Source organism: Streptomyces coeruleoprunus, from assembly GCF_039542925.1.
In the GTDB taxonomy this organism is placed as follows: domain Bacteria; phylum Actinomycetota; class Actinomycetes; order Streptomycetales; family Streptomycetaceae; genus Streptomyces; species Streptomyces coeruleoprunus.
The window spans coordinates 1404206-1418279 of sequence record NZ_BAABIT010000001.1 but is presented as its reverse complement, the minus strand read 5'-3'; the positions used below and the strand labels follow the sequence as shown (position 1 = coordinate 1418279).

The 14074-nt window shown below is 73.8% G+C and carries 12 protein-coding genes; 7 read left to right on the top strand and 5 right to left on the bottom strand.

The features are described 5' to 3' along the window. Positions 1-30 precede the first annotated feature (30 nt). Both murC and msrB read left to right on the top strand, forming a co-directional pair. Positions 31-1425, top strand: a complete 1395-nt coding sequence (gene murC / locus ABEB09_RS06160; RefSeq protein ID WP_345687880.1) for a UDP-N-acetylmuramate--L-alanine ligase — start codon at positions 31-33, stop codon at positions 1423-1425. Between the two features lie 26 nt (positions 1426-1451). Further along, entirely contained in the window at positions 1452-1859 is a 408-nt protein-coding gene (msrB, locus tag ABEB09_RS06155) for a peptide-methionine (R)-S-oxide reductase MsrB (RefSeq protein ID WP_345687879.1), read from the top strand. 28 nt (positions 1860-1887) lie between these two features. Here msrB and ABEB09_RS06150 read toward each other — a convergent pair whose 3' ends face one another. Further along, entirely contained in the window at positions 1888-2307 is a 420-nt protein-coding gene (locus ABEB09_RS06150; protein WP_345687877.1) for a Fur family transcriptional regulator, read from the bottom strand. A gap of 204 nt (positions 2308-2511) precedes the next feature. On the opposite strand from ABEB09_RS06150, the gene katG reads away from it, so the two are divergent. After that, positions 2512-4731 (top strand): catalase/peroxidase HPI, encoded by a 2220-nt coding sequence (gene katG, locus ABEB09_RS06145; RefSeq protein ID WP_345687875.1) that lies wholly within the window; start codon positions 2512-2514, stop codon positions 4729-4731. A 70-nt stretch (positions 4732-4801) separates the two neighbouring features. On the opposite strand, the gene ABEB09_RS06140 is transcribed toward katG, so the two are convergent. After that, positions 4802-5464 (bottom strand): HAD family acid phosphatase, encoded by a 663-nt coding sequence (locus tag ABEB09_RS06140; protein ID WP_345687873.1) that lies wholly within the window; start codon positions 5462-5464, stop codon positions 4802-4804. A gap of 130 nt (positions 5465-5594) precedes the next feature. Between ABEB09_RS06140 and ABEB09_RS06135 the strand changes: the two genes are divergently transcribed. Continuing rightward, positions 5595-6221: a nucleoside/nucleotide kinase family protein gene (locus ABEB09_RS06135; RefSeq protein WP_345687871.1), complete on the top strand. Its 627-nt coding sequence runs from the start codon at positions 5595-5597 to the stop codon at positions 6219-6221. Between the two features lie 7 nt (positions 6222-6228). Here ABEB09_RS06135 and ABEB09_RS06130 read toward each other — a convergent pair whose 3' ends face one another. Further along, positions 6229-6954: a CTP synthase C-terminal region-related (seleno)protein gene (locus ABEB09_RS06130; RefSeq protein WP_345687869.1), complete on the bottom strand. Its 726-nt coding sequence runs from the start codon at positions 6952-6954 to the stop codon at positions 6229-6231. 98 nt (positions 6955-7052) lie between these two features. On the opposite strand from ABEB09_RS06130, the gene ABEB09_RS06125 reads away from it, so the two are divergent. Continuing rightward, positions 7053-7922, top strand: coding sequence for a LysR family transcriptional regulator (locus ABEB09_RS06125; protein ID WP_345687867.1), 870 nt, complete (start codon positions 7053-7055; stop codon positions 7920-7922). Positions 7923-7978: 56 nt separating this feature from the next. Further along, entirely contained in the window at positions 7979-9100 is a 1122-nt protein-coding gene (locus ABEB09_RS06120) for a M24 family metallopeptidase (RefSeq protein ID WP_345687865.1), read from the top strand. Here ABEB09_RS06120 and treZ read toward each other — a convergent pair whose 3' ends face one another. Then, positions 9101-10861: a malto-oligosyltrehalose trehalohydrolase gene (gene treZ, locus ABEB09_RS06115; protein WP_345687863.1), complete on the bottom strand. Its 1761-nt coding sequence runs from the start codon at positions 10859-10861 to the stop codon at positions 9101-9103. 256 nt (positions 10862-11117) lie between these two features. Here treZ and ABEB09_RS06110 point away from each other — a divergent pair, with 256 nt between their 5' ends. Continuing rightward, positions 11118-11678 carry a DUF1707 and FHA domain-containing protein gene (locus ABEB09_RS06110; RefSeq protein WP_345687861.1) on the top strand — a complete coding sequence of 187 codons (561 nt, stop codon included), beginning with the start codon at positions 11118-11120 and terminating at the stop codon, positions 11676-11678. 6 nt (positions 11679-11684) lie between these two features. Here the strand turns inward: ABEB09_RS06110 and treY are convergent, their stop codons facing one another. After that, positions 11685-14003: a malto-oligosyltrehalose synthase gene (treY, locus tag ABEB09_RS06105; RefSeq protein ID WP_345687859.1), complete on the bottom strand. Its 2319-nt coding sequence runs from the start codon at positions 14001-14003 to the stop codon at positions 11685-11687. Positions 14004-14074 lie beyond the last annotated feature (71 nt).

Here is a 14074-nt window from a genome sequence, read left to right as displayed (position 1 = left end):
CACGTACGACACACCCGGGGAGAGATCCGCATGGCACCCGCCATCCCTGCCGCAATGGAACGGCCGCACTTCATCGGCATCGGCGGCGCCGGAATGTCGGGCATCGCCAAGATCCTCGCCCAGCGGGGGGCCCGGGTCGCCGGCAGCGACGCGCGCGAGTCCGAGACCGCCGCGTCGCTGCGCGCGCTCGGCGCGACCGTCCACATCGGGCACGCCGCGCACCACCTCGCCGGGGACACCAGCTGCGTCGTCGTCTCCAGCGCGATCCGCGCCGACAACCCCGAGCTGGCCCGCGCCCAGCAACTCGGCATCCCCGTGGTCCACCGCTCCGACGCGCTGGCCGCCCTCATGCAGGGCCTGCGCTCCATCGCCGTGGCCGGCACGCACGGCAAGACCACCACCACGTCCATGCTGGCCGTCGCCCTCACCGAGCTGGGCCTCGACCCGTCGTACGCCATCGGCGGCGACCTCGCCGGGCCCGGCACCAACGCCCGCCACGGCGAGGGTGAGCTGTTCGTCGCCGAGGCCGACGAGAGCGACCGCAGCTTCCAGAAGTACGACCCCGAGGTCGCCCTCGTCCTCAACGTCGAGCTGGACCACCACGCCAACTACGCCTCCATGGACGAGATCTACGAGTCCTTCGAGGCCTTCGTCGCCAAGATCCGCCCGGGCGGCACGCTGGTCGTCGGCGAGCACGCGGGCGCCCGTGAACTGGCCGCCCGCGTCTCCGGCCGCGCCGGCCTGAACGTCCTGACGGTCGGCGAGGCGGAGGGCTCGGACGCCCGGATCCTCTCGATCACGCCCCGTGGCATGACCAGCGAGGTCACGGTCGCCCTGGACGGCGCCGAGCACACCTTCACGGTGTCGGTGCCCGGCCGCCACTACGCCCACAACGCGGCCGCCGCCCTCGCGGCCGGCGCGCGCACGGGCGTCGACCCGTCCTCCCTGGCGAAGGCCCTCACCGCGTACACGGGCGTCGGCCGCCGCCTCCAGCTCAAGGGCGAGGCCGCGGGCGTCCAGGTCATCGACTCGTACGCGCACCACCCCACCGAGATGACGGCCGATCTGGAGGCCATGCGCGCGGCCGCGGGCGCCGACCGCCGCCTCCTCGTCGTCTTCCAGCCCCACCTGTTCTCCCGCACCCAGGAGCTGGGCAAGGAGATGGGCCAGGCGCTCGCGCTCGCGGACCGGTCCGTCGTCCTCGACATCTACCCGGCCCGCGAGGACCCGATCCCCGGCGTGACCAGCGCACTGATCACCGAGGCCGCCGTCGCGGCGGGCGCCGACGTCATGCCCGTCCACGACAAGACCACGGTCCCCGACGTGATCGCGGGAATGGCACGCCCCGGTGACCTCGTTCTCACGATGGGCGCGGGCGACGTCACGGACCTCGGCCCGAGGATCCTGGACCGCCTGTCGAACTGATCCGAACCGAGGGAGCTGAGCAGACCATGCCGTACGAGGTCGAGAAGCCGGACGAGCAGTGGCGCGCCGAGCTGACCCCGGAGGAGTACCACGTCCTGCGCGAGGCCGGCACGGAGCGCGCCTTCACCGGTGAGTACACCGACACGAAGACGAAGGGCGTCTACTCCTGCCGGGCCTGCGGCGCGGAGCTGTTCACCTCCACCACCAAGTTCGAGTCCCACTGCGGCTGGCCGTCCTTCTACGACCCGAAGGACAGCGCCGCGGTGGAACTGATCGAGGACCGCTCGTACGGCATGGTCCGCACCGAGGTGCGCTGCGCCCGCTGCGGCTCGCACCTCGGCCACGTCTTCGAGGGCGAGGGCTACCCGACCCCGACGGACCAGCGCTACTGCATCAACTCGGTCTCGCTGCGGCTGGAGCCGGACGAGGGCTGAGCCCCTGGGAGCCCCGGCAGGCCCCGGGTCAGGCGCGGGCGGCGCAGTCGGGGCACAGGCCCCGGTAGGTCATCTCGACCTCGGAGACGGTGAAGCCGAACCGCTCCAAGGCGGGCAGGGCGGCCAGCGGATCGCCGGCGGGGTGGACGTCCCGGACGGCTCCGCAGCCCGAGCACACCAGGTGCTGGTGGGGGCGGTGGGCGTTCGGGTCGTAGCGCTTGGCGCGGCCGTCGGTGGTCACCTCGGTCACCTCACCCAGCGAGACGAGTTCGCCCAGGGTGTTGTAGACGGTCGCGCGAGAGATCTCCGGGAGCCGGGCGATGGCGCGCGCGTGCACCTCGTCCGCGGTCAGGTGAACGTGGTCGCCGTCGAGCACCTCGGCGACCACCCGGCGCTGGGCGGTGATCCGCCAGCCACGTCCGCGAAGCCGTTCCAGCAGATCGCTCATGTTCACCAGCCTAACTTTGCGGCGTCCGACAAATGAGTCCACCGGCGAGAATCAGTCGGTGTCCGGCTGTCGTATTGACTTGGATTATGTCCATCATAGGATCGGTTCCGACACAGCCAGAGGACCTACTTTCCGAGCCGTCATGTTGTTCCAGCGCTCTCACCTCATGAGTCCCCTGGTCCGCCCGGTCCGGAAGGATGTCCCATGTCCGAGAATCACGATGCGATCGTCGTCGACGCGAAGGCCGAGGGCGCGGGCGGCTGCCCGGTCGCACACGGGCGCGCCGCCCACCCGACCCAGGGCGGCGGAAACCAGCAGTGGTGGCCGGACCGGCTCAATCTGAAGGTCCTCGCCAAGAACCCCGCCGTGGCCAACCCCCTCGGTGAGGACTTCGACTACGCCGAGGCGTTCGCGTCCCTCGATCTCGCGGCCGTGAAGCGGGACATCGCGGAGGTACTGACCACCTCGCAGGACTGGTGGCCCGCCGACTTCGGCCACTACGGCCCGCTCATGATCCGTATGGCCTGGCACAGCGCCGGCACCTACCGCATCAGCGACGGCCGCGGCGGCGCCGGCGCCGGACAGCAGCGCTTCGCCCCGCTCAACAGCTGGCCGGACAACGGCAACCTGGACAAGGCGCGCCGTCTGCTGTGGCCCGTCAAGAAGAAGTACGGCCAGAACATCTCCTGGGCCGACCTCATGATCCTCACCGGCAACGTCGCCCTGGAGGTGATGGGCTTCAAGACGTTCGGCTTCGCCGGCGGCCGCGAGGACGTGTGGGAGTCGGAGGAGGACGTCTACTGGGGCCCCGAGACCACCTGGCTCGGCGACGAGCGCTACTCGGGCGACCGCGAGCTGGAGAACCCGCTGGGTGCGGTCCAGATGGGCCTCATCTACGTCAACCCGGAGGGCCCCAACGGCAACCCGGACCCGATCGCCGCGGCCCGCGACATCCGCGAGACGTTCCGCCGCATGGCGATGAACGACGAGGAGACCGTCGCCCTGATCGCCGGTGGTCACACCTTCGGCAAGACGCACGGCGCCGGCCCGGCCGAGCACGTCGGCCCCGACCCCGAGGCGGCCCCGCTGGAGGAGCAGGGCCTCGGCTGGCGGAGCACGTACAAGAGCGGCAAGGGCGCCGACGCGATCACCAGTGGCCTGGAGGTCACCTGGACCAGCACGCCCACCCGGTGGGGCAACGAGTTCTTCAAGAACCTGTTCGCGTACGAGTACGAGCTGACCACGAGCCCGGCCGGCGCCCACCAGTGGGTGGCGAAGAACGCCGAGGCGGTCATCCCCGACGCGCACGACCCGTCGAAGAAGCACCTCCCGTCGATGCTCACCACCGACCTCTCGCTGCGCTTCGACCCGGTCTACGAGCAGATCTCGCGGCGCTTCCACGAGAACCCCGAGGAGTTCGCGGACGCCTTCGCCCGCGCCTGGTTCAAGCTGACGCACCGTGACATGGGTCCGGTCGTCCGCTACCTCGGCCCGGAGGTCCCCTCCGAGGTGCTGCTGTGGCAGGACCCGCTGCCGGAGCGCACGGGCGAGCCGATCGACGCGGCGGACATCGCCTCCCTGAAGGAGCAGGTCCTCGGATCGGGCCTGACCGTCTCCCAGCTGGTGTCCACCGCGTGGGCGTCCGCCTCGACCTTCCGCGGCAGCGACAAGCGCGGCGGCGCCAACGGCGCCCGCATCCGCCTGGAGCCGCAGCGCGGCTGGGAGGTCAACGACCCGGACGAGCTGGCGCAGGTGCTGCGTACGCTGGAGGGCATCCAGCGGTCCTTCAACTCCGCCGGCGGCAAGCAGGTCTCGCTCGCCGACCTGATCGTCCTCGCGGGCGGCGCGGCCGTGGAGAAGGCGGCCAGGGACGGCGGCGTCGACGTCGAGGTGCCGTTCACGCCCGGCCGTGTGGACGCCGCGCAGGACCAGACGGACGTCGAGTCGTTCGCCGCGCTGGAGCCGGCCGCCGACGGCTTCCGCAACTACGTCGGCAAGGGCAACCGGCTGCCCGCCGAGTACCTGCTGCTCGACAGGGCGAACCTGCTGACCCTGAGCGCCCCCGAGATGACGGTGCTCGTCGGCGGCCTGCGCGTCCTGGGCGCGAACCACGCCGGGTCGCAGCACGGCGTCCTCACCGACAGGCCGGGCGCGCTGACCAACGACTTCTTCGTCAACCTGCTCGACCTGGGCACGGTCTGGAAGTCGACGTCGCAGGCGCAGGACGAGTTCGAGGCCCGCGACGCCGCCACGGGCGACGTCAAGTGGACCGGCACCCGCGCCGACCTCGTCTTCGGCTCGAACTCCGAGCTGCGCGCGCTCGCGGAGGTCTACGCGAGTGACGACGCGAAGGAGAAGTTCGTGACGGACTTCGTCGCGGCGTGGGACAAGGTGATGAACCTGGACCGGTTCGACCTCGTCTGATCGCTCCTGGGAAGACGTCCAGGCCGGCCCACCGGGACCGGCCTGGACGTCTTTTCGGTGGAACCGCCGGTCAGGACAGCTTGCCGTCGTAGTCCGGAAGCTTGAAGGTGCGCTCGGCGTGACCGCCCGTCAGGTCGCTGGGGCGGTTGCCTATGTTGGCGATGATCGTGTAGCCCTTCGCCTCGATCTCGGCGCGCTTCTCCGTCTTGTACGCGGCCACCTCCTCGAAGAGGTCGGGGAGGTCGCGGACGTACAGGCCGTTCACGGGGTAGCCGACGGCCTTGAGGTTGTACTCGGTCGGGGCGTGCAGGATGCCGGGGCGGGCGGTGACGAAGAAGACCGCCACGCCGCGCGCGTGGGCGTACCGCACGAGGTCGCGGACCGGGCTGACGGCCGGGGTCGGGTACTCCCAGAAGAAGTGGAAGTCCGTCTCCAGCGAGGTGTTGTCGATGTCCAGGACCACCGCGAGCTTCTGGCCCGAGGCACCGGCCGTGCGCTGCTCGATGTACGGCCGGGCCGCGGCGACGACGGCGTCCACGTCGCGCTTCCAGGTCGTGTAGTCGACGCCCCGGAGCTGGGCGAGGCCGCCGTGAGCGGCGACGACGGCCGCCGGCCGGGCGGGTGCGGCGGCCGGTGCCGCGGCGGCCGCCTGCGACGGCCAGGCCAGGGTGAGCGCCGCGGTGGCGGCGGCGAGAGCGAGGGGCCGGCGTGGTGCGCTGAATCGCCTGTTCATGGGTGGGGTCACTCCTTCGTGGGGGTGCGTGCCGTACGCGTGTTCGGCATGCTCGCGTCACATAGTGGACGGAAGGAGGCGCTCCGACTACTGGTCGGTAGCAATTAATTGAGAAGCCGACAATGGGACCATGGACGTTCAGCAACTCGACCGGCTCGTCGAACGGGCACGGGGCCTCGTGGTGCGCGGGGAGCGGCGCGTCCTCGGGATCGCCGGGGCTCCCGGGGCCGGGAAGTCGACGGTGGCCGCGGGCATCGTGGAGCGGCTTCGGGACGTGGCCGTGCTCGTGCCCATGGACGGGTTCCACCTGGCGCAGGCGGAGTTGGTGCGGCTCGGGCGGGAGGGGCGGAAGGGCGCGCCCGACACCTTCGACGTCGCCGGGTACGCCGCGCTGCTCGCCCGGCTGCGGGCACCCGAACCCGGCGTCACCGTCTACGCGCCCGCCTTCGACCGGGCCCGGGAGGAGCCCGTCGCCGGGAGCATTCCCGTACCGGCCGAGACTCCCCTGGTCGTCACCGAGGGGAACTATCTGCTCCACGAGGCGGACGGGTGGGCGGCCGTTCGGGGGCTCCTCGACGCGTGCTGGTTCCTGGAGCTGGACGACCGGCAGCGTGTGCCGCGGCTCATCGAGCGGCACGTCCGGTTCGGCAAGGAACGGGACCACGCCGAGCGCTGGGTCCTCGGCTCCGACGAGGCCAACGCCCGGCTCGTCGCCGCCGGGCGGGACCGTGCCGATCTCGTCGTACGGCTGAGCTGACCGGTCGTCAGGCGCCCGTCCGCCGTGCCGCGGCCGTCGCGAACGCCCGGATCATCGGATGCGCCCGCGACCCGTTCCCCGAGAGCTCCGGCTGGAACAGCGTCGCCAGGAAGAACGGATGGCCCGGCAGCTCCACGATCCGGACCCCGCCCGCCTCGTCCTCCCCGCTGAACCGCAGCCCGTGCGCCCGCAGCGTCTCCACATGCCGCCCCACCGGACCGTACGCGCACTGGTACCGCTCCACCGACCGCTCCACGCCCATCACCGCCTCCGCCAGCGAACCCGGCGCGAGCCGCACCACCCCCTCGTGCCCCGCCAGCGCACACGCCAGCGGGCCGATCAGCACGTCGTCCGGGTCCGCGCCGGGCTCGCTCTCCGCGTGGGCGGCCCGCGCCAGGCCGCACACATGCCGCGCGTACTCCAGCAGCGCGTGCTGGAACCCCGCGCACGTCGCCAGGAAGGGGATCCCCTCCTCCCGCGCGGTCCGCACCGCCGCCAGCGCGCCCGGCTTGCTGCCGTACGGGCTCCCCGGCAGCAGCCACACCCCGTCGAACTCCGCCACTGCCCCCGGCTCCACCGCATCCCGCGTCGGCACCCAGTACGCGTCGAGCACCAACCCGTCCCTCTCCGCGAGCGCGTCCAGCAGCAGCGGGACGCGGGCGTGGGACGTCACGGCGGGGGAGCGGTCACCGACCAGGGCGATACGAGGCGCTCGCGAGCTGAGCTGTGTCATGCGCACATGCTCGGGCCACGCCCGCGTTCACGTCCAACGATGATTCCTGCTTCCCCCATCACGCACGCTGATGCCGCCGCGCCCTTCACACTGGCACCATGGACCCCCACCTCCTGCGCACCTTCGTGGCGGTGACCCGGCTCGCCTCCTTCTCGGCGGCCGCCCGCGAACTCGGCTACACCCAGTCCGCCGTGTCCCAGCACATCGCCGCCCTGGAGAGCGACCTCGGCCTCCCGCTCCTCACCCGCCGCCCCGTCGCCCCCACCCGCGCCGGCGCCCGGCTCCTGGAGCACGCCGTTCCGCTCCTGCTCCGGCTGGACGCGGCCCGCGCCGAACTGGGCCGCATGGCCGCCGCCCCGGCCGGCGAGGTCACCGTCGCCGCCTCCCCCCTGGCCGTCGGCCCCCGGCTGCTCGCCGCGCTCCCGGCCACCGCCCGAGTCACCCTCCGGGTCCAGCCCCGCGACGCGATACCCGCCGCCCTCGCCACCGGCGCCGCCGACCTCGGGCTCGTCGACGGCCTCGCCGCGCCCAGCGACCCCCTGCACCTGCCCGACACCGCCCCGCTCACCGCCACGCCCGTCGCCGAGGTCCCGCTCGCCGTGCACCTCCCCGCCGGACACCCCCTGGCCCACCGCCCCGGCCTGCGCCTCGGCGACCTCACCGCCGCCCGCTGGCTCGACGCCCCGGCCGCCGGCCTCCCCCTCGACCGGCTCCGCGCCGCCCACGGCACGTACGGCTTCCGCCCCGCCCTCCGCTACGACGGCACCGACCTGCGCACCCTGACCGCCCTCGCCGCCGCGGGCCGCGGCCTGACCCTGCTGCCCGTCACCGTCCCGCCGGACGCCGACGCCCTCGCCGTGCCCCTCGTCGAGCCCCGACTCGTCCACCGCGTCGAACTCCTCCACGGCGGCGAAGCGGCCGGACCGGCCGCCGAGTTGGCCGCCCTCCTGACCGCGCCGGACCATTAGGCTCGGCCCCGCCCCGTGCACGTGCCGCCGAGGAACCCACCGAGGAGGACCAGGTCATGAGCCCCTTCACCCCCTTCACCACCGACGACTACCGCGCCCGCATGGACCGCGCCCTGCACGCCGCCGCCGACGCCGGGCTGGCCGGGCTCGTCGTCGCGCCCGGGCCCGACATGGCGCACCTCACCGGCTACCGGCCGCCCGCCGAGACCGAACGGCTCACCCTCCTCGTCCTCGCCCCCGGCCAGGACCCGACCCTCGTCGTACCGGCCCTGGAGGCGCCCGACGCGGCCAAGGCCCCCGGCGCGCAGGCGCTGACGCTGCGCGACTGGACCGACGGCACCGACCCGTACGCCCTCGCCGCGCCCCTCCTCGGCCGCACCGGCCGCTTCGGCGTCAGCGACAACACCTGGGCCCTGCACCTCCTCGCCCTCCAGGAGCAGGTGCCCGGCACCTCGTACGTGGCGCTCAGCACCGGCCTGCCCATGCTGCGCGCCGTCAAGGACGCCCAGGAACTCGCCCGGCTGGAGGTGGCGGGCGCCGCGGCCGACGCCGCGTACGAGGAGATCCTGAAAGTGCCCTTCGCGGGCCGCAGGGAGAGCGACGTCGCCGCCGACCTGGCCGCGCTGCTGCGGCGCTTCGGCCACGAGCAGGTCGACTTCACCATCGTCGCGTCCGGCCCCAACGGCGCCGACCCGCACCACGAGGCGGGCGAGCGCACCATCCGCCACGGCGACACCGTCGTCCTCGACTTCGGCGGCCTGATGCACGGCTACGGCTCCGACACCAGCCGCACCGTCCACGTCGGCGAGCCCCCGGCCGAGGTGCGGCGCGTCCACGACGTCGTACGCGCCGCCCAGCAGGCCGGGTTCGAGGCCGTACGGCCCGGCGCCGCCTGCCAGGACGTGGACCGGGCGGCCCGCGCGGTGATCCGGGAGGCCGGGTACGGGGAGTACTTCATCCACCGGACCGGGCACGGCATCGGCGTCACCACGCACGAGCCGCCCTACATGATCGAGGGCGAGGAGCAGCCCCTGGTCCCCGGCATGTGCTTCTCCGTCGAGCCCGGCGTCTACCTGCCCGGCCGCTTCGGGGTCCGTATCGAGGACATCGTCACCGTCACCGGCGACGGCGGGCGGCGGTTCAACAACACCTCCCGCGCGCTCGCCGTCGTCGAGTGATCACTGGTCCGCGAGGACCACGCACGACTCCGCGGGCACCACCAGCTCGCCCCCGTCCTCCGGCACCGCCACCGGCTCCCACGCCGCGAGCACCCGCAGGTGGTCGCGCCCCAGCGGCACGCGGACCGGCCGGTCCGCGAGGTTCACCGCCACGCGGACGTCCCCGCGCCGGTACGCGATCCAGCGGGCCTCCTCGTCGTACGCGACCCGGATCGCCGCCAGGTCCGGGTCGGTGAGGTCCGGCTGCCCGGCCCGCAGCGCGATCAGCCGGCGGTACCAGGCCAGCAGCCGCGCGTGCGGCTCCCGCCCGGGCTCGGACCAGTCCAGGCACGAGCGGTCCCGGGTCGCCGGGTCCTGCGGGTCCGGGACGTCCTCCTCGGCCCAGCCGTGCGCCGCGAACTCCCGCCGCCGGCCGCGCCGTACGGCCTCGGCCAGCTCCGCGTCCGTGTGGTCCGTGAAGAACTGCCAGGGCGTGCCCGCGCCCCACTCCTCGCCCATGAACAGCATCGGCGTGGAGGGGCCCGTCAGGACGAGCGTCGCCGCGCACGCCAGCAGCCCGGGGGAGAGCGACGCCGCCAGCCGGTCGCCCTGGGCTCGGTTGCCGATCTGGTCGTGCGTCTGCGCGTAGCCCAGGAAGCGGTGCGCCGGCGTGGTGTCCAGGTCCACCGGGCGGCCGTGCGTACGGCCCCGGAACGTCGAGTACGTGCCGCTGTGGAAGAACACCTGCTGGAGCGTCCTGGCCAGCGCGGCCAGCGGCTCGCGCGCGAAGTCCGCGTAGTAGCCCTGCGACTCGCCGGTGAGCGCGGTGTGCAGCGCGTGGTGGAAGTCGTCGTTCCACTGCGCGTGCAGTCCGAGGCCGCCCGCCTCGCGCGGGGTCGTGGTGCGCGGGTCGCACAGGTCCGACTCGGCGATCAGGAAGTGCCCCCTGTCCTGCTCCGCCGACAGCTCGTCCACCGCAGCCGACAGCTCCTCCAGGAACGTCAGCGCCCGGTTGTCGGCGAGCGCGTGCACCGCGTCCAGCCGCAGCCCGTCGATCCGGTAGTCGCGCAGCCAGGCCAGCGCCGAACCCAGCAGGAAGGCCCGCACCTCGTCCGAGCCGGGCGCGTCCAGGTTGACGGCCGCGCCCCACGGCGTGTGGTGCGTGTCCGTGAAGTACGGACCGAAAGCCGGCAGGTAATTGCCCGACGGGCCCAAGTGGTTGTGGACCACGTCGAGGACCACGCCCAGGCCGAGACCGTGCGCCGTGTCGACGAACCGCCTCAGCGCCTCCGGGCCGCCGTACGGCTCGTGCACCGCCCACAGCGACACGCCCTCGTACCCCCAGCCGTGCCGGCCCGGGAACGGGCACAGCGGCATCAGCTCGACGTGCGTGACGCCCAGCTCCACGAGGTGGCCCAGCCGGCCGGCCGCCGCGTCGAGCGTGCCCTCGGGCGTGTACGTGCCGACGTGCAGCTCGTACAGCACGGCCTCCCGCAGCCCGCGCCGCGGCGGCCGGTGGCGCCAGACGTGGGCCGCGTGGTCCACCACCGCGCTCAGCCCGTCGGGGCCGTCCGGCTGCCGCCGCGACCGGGGGTCGGGCAGCACCGGCCCGCCGTCCAGCGCGAACCCGTAGCGCGCACCGTCCGGAACGCCGTTGTCCCCGCCGACGGTGGTCGTCCACCACCCCTCGCGCAGCGGGTCCCGCTCCAACGGGTGCCGCGCACCCTCCAGTTCCAGCTCGACCCGCTCGCGCGCGTACGGCGCCCACACCTCGAACAGCACTGGCGATCCCCTCGTCGTCGGCCGGTCACCCGGTACCGCGTTCCCCATCCTGGCAAGATCGAGAACCGGAAGCACGCCACTTCGCCGATCGAGCCCCCCTGTCGGGGCCCCGCTTTCCCGTCGCCGTGGCCGCCCGGCCGGTGCGGGCGCCGTCGCGTCACGGGTGCGTCACCGCCGCACGACCGCCCGGTCACCGTCCGCGGCCGAGCGCCGCTCGTCTGGACACTTCGGGGGACTCCGGCCGACAATCACGTCTGTGACGTCGCCTTTCGAACCCCAGACGCATCCCGCCCCGGTCCCCGCCCGCCCGTCGGACGCCGAGCGGGACCGTGCGCTGGAGTTGCTGCGGGAGGGCGCTGTCCAGGGCAAGCTGTCGCACGACACGTTCCTGCGGCGGATGGAACTGGCCCTCGTCGCCCGCCGGTCCGACGAGCTGGCCGCGCTGACCGAGGACCTGCGCGCGGACGGCGGCTGGTCGAAGCGGCTGTTCGGCGCCGTGGAGCGGATGTCCGCGTTCACCGTACGGCTGGGCCGGGCCTGGCAGGCAGAGCGGCTGCCGAAGCTGCTGCTGCCCGAACCCGGCCCGTACCCGCTGCGCATCGGCCGCGACCCGGTCAACGGGCTGCGGCTCAGCCACGAGACCGTGTCCCGGCTGCACGCCGAACTGAGCCTCCAGGGCGGCCTGTGGATGCTGCGCGACCTGAACTCCACCAACGGCACCACCGTCAACGGCCGGCGCGTGACCGGCACGGTCGTCGTCCAGCCCGGGGACATGGTGTCCTTCGGGCGCATGGCCTTCCGCCTCGACGCCCGCTGACCGCCCTCAGTCCGCCCGCGTCAGCAGGGCCACCGGCGCCGCCGCGAACAGCTCCGCGACCGGTACGGGCCCGCTGCCCGTGAACTCCCGGGCCGGGTCCAGGACATCCGCCCACCGCCCCTCGGGCAGGGTCAGCGACGTCCCGGCCCAGCCGCCCGCCTCCGCCAGCCGCAGCGACAGCCGGGTCACCGCCGTGACCACCCGCCCCGCCCGGGAGAACGCCAGGCAGTGTCCGGCCGCCGGGCCCTCGGCCGCCAGCGGCGCGTACGTCCCCGACTCGCCGAACGCCTCCGGCATCCGGCGCCGCAGCCGCAGCACGGCCCGGGTCAGCGCCGTCTTCTCATCGGGCGCGGCCTCGCGGAACGGCTGCCGGTTGTCCGGGTCCACCAGCGCCTCGTACACCCGCTCGGTGCCCTGGTACAGGTCCGGGACGCCCGGCATGGTCAGGTGGACGAGCGCGGCGCCCAGCACGTTCGCCCGCACGTACGGGTCCAGTTCACGGGCCATCAGCGCCACCGTGTACAGCCCCGGACCGGCCGGCCCGTCGGCCACGAACTCCGCGACCGCCCGCTCGTACGCCGGGTCCTGCTCCGTCCAGCTGGTGTGCAGCCCCGCCTCCCGCACGGCCTTCAGCAGCGCCCCGCCCAGCCGCTCCTGCGACGGCTGCCCGAGCCCCAGCGCCGTCTGCCACCCGGCCCACGCCAGCTGGCCGTCCGGGCCCGGCACCCGCGCCACGTCGTCCAGCAGCTTCGCCCACCGCTGCGGGCACTCCGACAGCACGGCGATCCGGGCCCGTACGTCCGCGCTGCGCTTGGTGTCGTGCGTGGACAGCACCGTCCCCGTCGTCGGCCAGTCCCGGGCGATCCGGACGCAGTACGCGTGGAACTCCTCCGGCGACACGGCCGGCCGGGCCGGGTCGCCGCCGACCTCGTTCGCCGACAGCAGCGGCACGTAGCGGTAGAACGCCGTGTCCTCCACCGACTTGGCGCGCAGCGCCGACGCCGTCTGCGCGAACCGCGTCCGGAACGCCGTGTGGTCCGGCCCGTCGCCCAGCCGCCCCAGCGCCAGGTCCCGTACGACGTCGACGGCGTCCGCCTCCTCCGGCACCGCGAACGTCGCCTTCGCGCGCAGCGCCGCGTCCGCCGTCAGCACCTCCTCGGCGCCGATCCGGTACGGCCGGTAGACCGGCACCCGGATCAGCAACTCGCGGACCGCGGCCCGCAGCGCCCACGGCGCGTGGTCGCGCAGGCCGGGGCCGGTGGCACAGATCCGCCCGGCCGTCCGCGTCAGGAACGCCACCTCCGCGGCCAGCTCGTGCGTCACCACCTTGTACGCCGCCCGGCGGGCCGTCGCCTCCCAGTGACCGCCCCGGTCGCCGGCCGGGGACGCGAACCTGCGGTAGCGCTCGGCGAGTTCGTCGGCCCCGGCCTGGTCGACGAACAGCCCGTCGACGTGGCGCAGGGCGTCGTACCCGGTGGTGCCCGCCACGGGCCAGCCGGCGGGCAGCCGCTCGTCGCCGGTGAGGATCTTCTCCACGACCGTCCAGCACGCCCCGCCCGTCGCCCGTTCCAGCGCGTGCAGATACGCCTCCGGGTCGGCGAGGCCGTCGGGGTGGTCGATCCGCAGGCCCTCGATCACCCCGTCCCGCACCAGCTCCACGATCTTGGCGTGGGTGGCGTCGAACACCTCCGGGTCCTCGGCCCGCACCCCGATGAGGTCCGAAATGGTGAAGAAGCGGCGGTAGTTCAGCTCCGTGCGGGCCAGCCGCCACCACACCGGTCGGTACCACTGGGCGTCGAGCAGTTCCGGCAGCGCCAGCCCCGCCGTACCCTCCCGCAGGGGGAACACCTGCTCGCCGAGCCGCAGCATCCCGGCCTCCGCGTCCACCCGGAAGTCGCCGAGCAGCTCGCCGATCCTGGCCGGGAGCACCGGCAGCAGCACCTTGCCGCCGCCCGCCGCCCAGTCGATGTCGAACCAGCGCGCGTACGGCGACTCCGGCCCGGCCCGCAGCACCTCCCACAGCTGACGGTTGTGGGGGAGGGCGGCCGCCATGTGGTTGGGGACCAGGTCGACGACCAGCCCGAGGCCGTGGGCCCGGGCGGTGCGGGCCAGCTCCCGCAGCCCCCGCTCGCCGCCCAGCTCCTCCCGTACCCGGCCGTGGTCCGTGACGTCGTACCCGTGCGCCGAGCCGGGCACCGCCTCCAGGACCGGCGAGAGGTGCAGGTGCGAGACCCCGAGCGAGGCAAGGTACGGCACGGCCTCGGCGGCGGCCCGGAACGGGAACTCCGGCTGGATCTGCAGCCGGTAGGTGCTGTGGGGCGTCATGCGAACGTACGTACCCGCCCGCGGGCCTTCTGTGTCATCACCTCATGCGATTTACGTCCGACGCCACACGG